Below are 4,247 nucleotides of genomic sequence, written 5' to 3'. Positions count from 1 at the left end.
TCCAATTCCCTAGGTCGGGGTTTTTATTGGTGAAAGTTTGGGAATAAGATAGAAAGGTATGAAAAGAACTTGACCCTCATATTCTCCAGGTTCGCTGCAACAAATAAATAGTTCTAAGTCATCAATGATCTTGCCAATGGGGGCTCTCGCTATCACTTAAACAACTCCTGGCATAGGTAATCCTTGATTGACGCGATCGCAAGCATACATCGTAATAGTGGCTACATCATGACTCAGCAAGATACGTCCCTCGTTCGCCGCCCATTCCAATATAACTGGATCATCTGTATTCCTTAACCCTACGTCTTGAACACGAATTACATCCACAGTAGGCAAGCGTCTCATTAGACCACGCAATATAGCCCCGTTAAAATTTTCGTCAGTAAGAAGGCGCATTTTGTTCCAATTATTTTTGTGACTGACGAGTAAGCAAGCGCTGTCTGAGATCGACTAGGTTGTGTTTTTGGGTAAGTTGTTGTCTGAGTTGTTCAGCTTTTTGATTACGTTGCTCTAAATAACTGTCAATTTCCTGACGATGGTTTAGATAATAAGCAATCGTACTGTATATGTCTTCTAAACTCAGAACTGAAAATTGAATAGCGATTTCTTCAGGAGTCGAGCCATTGTGGTAAGTAGCAAGTAGACTATCCAGAGTCACTCTGCTTGAACCTATGCGGATACCTCCGGCTTCATCCCAACGTAGAGGAGGAGAGGTGGCTGGGAATTTTCCTGGGGCGCTCATTGGGGACATATTGCACCTAAGTTGAAGTCTACACAAACATTGTAGCAAGAAGCATAGTGTATTGCCTGAAAGCAACTATGTTAAAAAGGGGTTCAGCCTTTTTTAAAGGTGGATGTTATACAGAATCAAGGGGATATGCACCTTAGCCTCAAAAAGCTACAAGCCTTTACTGCCAGGAGTTACTGTTTTTAATCACTCTGGGCAAAGAATCGCCGGATGAAGGTTTCCATCTGCTCCGACTGAAAGGGTAAATTCCGATATACATCAAACCCGGAAAAGGCATTTTTATCGGATTCCCAAACATTCACCCGACAAGAGACGATCGCCCTTGCTAACCCCACCCACCCGGTTAAGAACTGGGACACATGGATCCGTTCAATCCGGGCTACCATTTCATCCAACCCATCCATCAATAACCAGAGATTCTCTTTATGGTCTTGGACAGAAGCGATACGGCTACCGCCACGCTCCGTGATCGCTCCTTGAACTCTCGCCGACTTCAGCCAGTTTTCCAGATAATCTACTAGGGTCGGTTGGGTAAATTGTGCCAAGTCAACCCAAATGGGGATGCCCAGATTTTCTGCCAATATCCAATCAGCGATCGCCTGTAACCGTGTGGTTTTTCCTGACCCCGGTTCACCAATAACGGCAATCCGTCGCCCCTGACTTTGGGGAGTTTTTCCCTGTCGCAAAACCTGATTAAAAAACTCATCCTCACTGATAGGAGTCATTCTCTCTTCTTCCCGTTCCCACTGTTCTCGGTTTTCCAGACTTAGCCCCGGTTTCCGTTCCTTAGTTGGGTATAGATCCACCAATGCCAACGGCACATAAATCTCCACCCGCTTAAATGCCGGATTAGCCGTTAAGAATACCTGTCGGTTAGGCAGCATTAACTCGGCAATGGCTCGCCATTCTGCTAAGGAAAGATGGGGGTTAGCCGCATCAAAATGCGATCGAATTTCCTCCACCAAACTTTCGAGGGTTCTTTCCAGTCCTTGCAACAACTGAGTTATCTGGGTTTCCATCACCCCGAACCGTTGACAGACTTCCGCAAAACCGGACTCAATTGTGCCGGAAATCTCCCTAAAAAATGCCTGCTGCTGGGTGAGGTTTCTCCTTTTACAGGCTGCCATATTGAGGCGGATAAAAATATCGCCCCATGCGGTGACGGTGAGGTTCCCTTGTTGGGTGAGTTGGTATTCTTGGGGGGTAAGGAATTGGTCGAGTTTGGCTTCTCGCAGGTCGGGGTAACGTTGTTTGGCTAGTTCCTGTTGGGCGTTCGCAACCCAGTTATCCTTGGCTTGGGCGGCGATTTTTTCGAGATATTCGCGGGTTTTGCCCCGCTGTTGTTTGGCTGCGAGGGTGATAACGGCGGCGTTCGCGTAGCGTCTCGTAGAGAATCGCTTTCCCGACTGCTTTGGTTAAATCCTGATTTTCTAGGGAAACTCTCCCCTCTCGTGCATCGATTAAAGCATCAACAGCATTAGCCGTATTCCCCGCCGCCACATTCCCTAACGCCGTGGCTAAGATGTTTCCCCAGACCATCCCTTCTGCGGCGATACGGGGGGGGAACGCCAAGCTACCCAGGACGCACCCGCTACCGATGGTTAATTTTACGATAGTGTCGCGCTCGAACTTCATATTGATGCCTGGAACATTAGGGATTATTCTAACACCCAGGAAGTTACACGGTTTGAGGCTGCTTTGGTGGGGGTGGCGGGTGGAGATATGGGTGATCGCACTGGAGTCATCCATCTTGTACACTAAACCGCATTAGACGATGGCTCAAACACAACCTCTTCGTAAAACTCCTCTATCGGCACACTTAATCCAATACTTTTTAGCTCGACAACATCGCCGGGTCGATAGCTCAGAATTAACCAATCCCCCGCCTCGTTTTGGTGATACATATCGATCGCCATCTCCTCGGAACTAGCTAACACATAATCCACCAAATTCGGATTGCGGCGGTACATTTCAAACTTCTTGCCCCGGTCATAAGCCTCGGTGCTGGGGGATAAAACCTCGACAATTAGACAGGGATAGGTAATGTATTGGGCGCTAGAATTGTCTCTCGGATCGCAGGCAACACTCAGATCTCGATAGATATAGTTGTCAGTGTTGAGAACATTTACGCGACAATCAGAATTGTAGGTTTTACAACCACTGCCTCGGAGATGAGGCTTGATAATCGCTAAAAAGTTACCAGCCACATCACTATGATTTCTGGTACCACCCGTCATCGCATACACGCGACCATCGATTAACTGATGCTTTTCGAGTTGTTGCTCCTCCCAAGTAAAATACTCCTCCGGCGTAAAGTAGCGCCCTTGTTCTTTGGCTGCGATCATAACTATTTCTTAGCTCATAACAACAGTGAATCATTGCCCTACTCGAAGACAACCTCTTCGTAAAATTCCTCTATCGCCACACTTAATCCAATACTTTTTAGCTCGACAACATCGCCCGGTCGATAGCTCAGAATTAACCAATCCCCCGCCTCGTTTTGGTGATACATATCGATCGCAATCTCCTCCGAACTGGCTAATACATAATCCACCAAATTCTGATTTTGGCGGTACATTTCAAACTTCTTGCCCCGGTCATAAGCCTCAGTGCTGGGGGATAAAACCTCGACAATTAGACAGGGATAGGTAATGTATTGTGTATGCTCACGATCACGATCGTCACAAGTCACACTCAAATCAGGATAAGTATAGTTAGAGGTATCAAGAATATTGACCTTTAGATCCGAATTAAAAACTCGACATCGACTTCCCCGCAAGTGCGCTTTGATGAGGCTGACGATATTAATTTTGATCGCACTATGATTTTGCGTGCCACCCGTCATCGCATACACGCGACCATCGATTAACTCATGCTTTTCGAGTTGTTGCTCCTCCCAAGCAAAATACTCCTCCGGCGTAAAGTACGGCCCTTTTTCTTTGGCTGCAATCATAGCTATCTCCTAGTTGAAAAAGACGAACACTAACTCAAACCTGAAAACCTAATCCTCGCCAATTCTCCCGAATTGCCGCCAGAGGCGGTGCCGACTCCTTCAGCTTGCCAATGGTCGGCTGCTTGGCGTTGGCTTGCCGCTGATTGGACAAAAGGCGATCGTTTACCTTTGTAGCAAAATACCAAGAAATCCGGTTTCTGGGTCTAGTTCTATATTAAGCATGAATCCCGAAGTTATCGTTGGGCAGGAGAAAAGCGATTCAAACTCCCGTCTATACAATAATTTTTGGACTCATTCTTGACCTAATCCTTAAACCGATTTAAGTTGGCGAGTCGCTATATGGAGAGAAAATCCGGGTCTCTTTCTAGGTATTGCGGCAGTCGCCACGAGCGCGAGGGGTTGGGGGACAACCACCGTAACGGAGGGATAGCTAAACGGGGGGGGTGATATGGTGCTATAATTTTGTCAAACGTGCGAGACGTTCAGGCATGAAATAAGGTTGAAATACCTGAAATAACCGCCTGGTGGGGACTTCAACCCCTTGGT

7 protein-coding genes are annotated in these 4,247 nt (G+C 47.0%); all 7 read right to left on the bottom strand.

The features are described from left to right. Nucleotides 1–156 precede the first annotated feature (156 nt). The 7 genes from P5674_RS23445 to P5674_RS23415 all read right to left on the bottom strand — a co-directional run bounded on the left by P5674_RS23445 (nucleotide 157) and on the right by P5674_RS23415 (nucleotide 3,886). A complete protein-coding gene (locus tag P5674_RS23445; protein WP_006615923.1) occupies nucleotides 157–396 on the bottom strand; it encodes a DUF5615 family PIN-like protein in 240 nt (79 codons plus the stop codon). A gap of 10 nt (nucleotides 397–406) precedes the next feature. Beyond that, nucleotides 407–742: a DUF433 domain-containing protein gene (locus tag P5674_RS23440; RefSeq protein ID WP_231852091.1), complete on the bottom strand. Its 336-nt coding sequence runs from the start codon at nucleotides 740–742 to the stop codon at nucleotides 407–409. 188 nt (nucleotides 743–930) lie between these two features. Further along, entirely contained in the window at nucleotides 931–1,875 is a 945-nt protein-coding gene (locus P5674_RS23435) for an NACHT domain-containing protein (protein WP_014274392.1), read from the bottom strand. 157 nt (nucleotides 1,876–2,032) lie between these two features. After that, complete coding sequence (locus P5674_RS23430; protein ID WP_006616019.1) at nucleotides 2,033–2,497, bottom strand: hypothetical protein; 465 nt, start codon at nucleotides 2,495–2,497, stop codon at nucleotides 2,033–2,035. A gap of 8 nt (nucleotides 2,498–2,505) precedes the next feature. After that, entirely contained in the window at nucleotides 2,506–3,093 is a 588-nt protein-coding gene (locus tag P5674_RS23425; protein WP_014274391.1) for a Uma2 family endonuclease, read from the bottom strand. Nucleotides 3,094–3,131: 38 nt separating this feature from the next. After that, nucleotides 3,132–3,701 (bottom strand): Uma2 family endonuclease, encoded by a 570-nt coding sequence (locus P5674_RS23420; protein WP_014274390.1) that lies wholly within the window; start codon nucleotides 3,699–3,701, stop codon nucleotides 3,132–3,134. Nucleotides 3,702–3,730: 29 nt separating this feature from the next. Continuing rightward, the gene (locus tag P5674_RS23415) at nucleotides 3,731–3,886 is read right to left on the bottom strand and encodes a hypothetical protein (protein ID WP_014274389.1); all 156 of its coding nucleotides are present in this window, start codon (nucleotides 3,884–3,886) and stop codon (nucleotides 3,731–3,733) included. Nucleotides 3,887–4,247: the final 361 nt, after the last annotated feature.

It is taken from the genome of Limnospira sp. PMC 289.06, from assembly GCF_032350395.1.
GTDB classification, from domain to species: domain Bacteria; phylum Cyanobacteriota; class Cyanobacteriia; order Cyanobacteriales; family Microcoleaceae; genus Limnospira; species Limnospira platensis.
The sequence above is the reverse complement of the archived record's forward strand: the minus strand, read 5'-3'. Positions and strand labels throughout refer to the sequence as shown.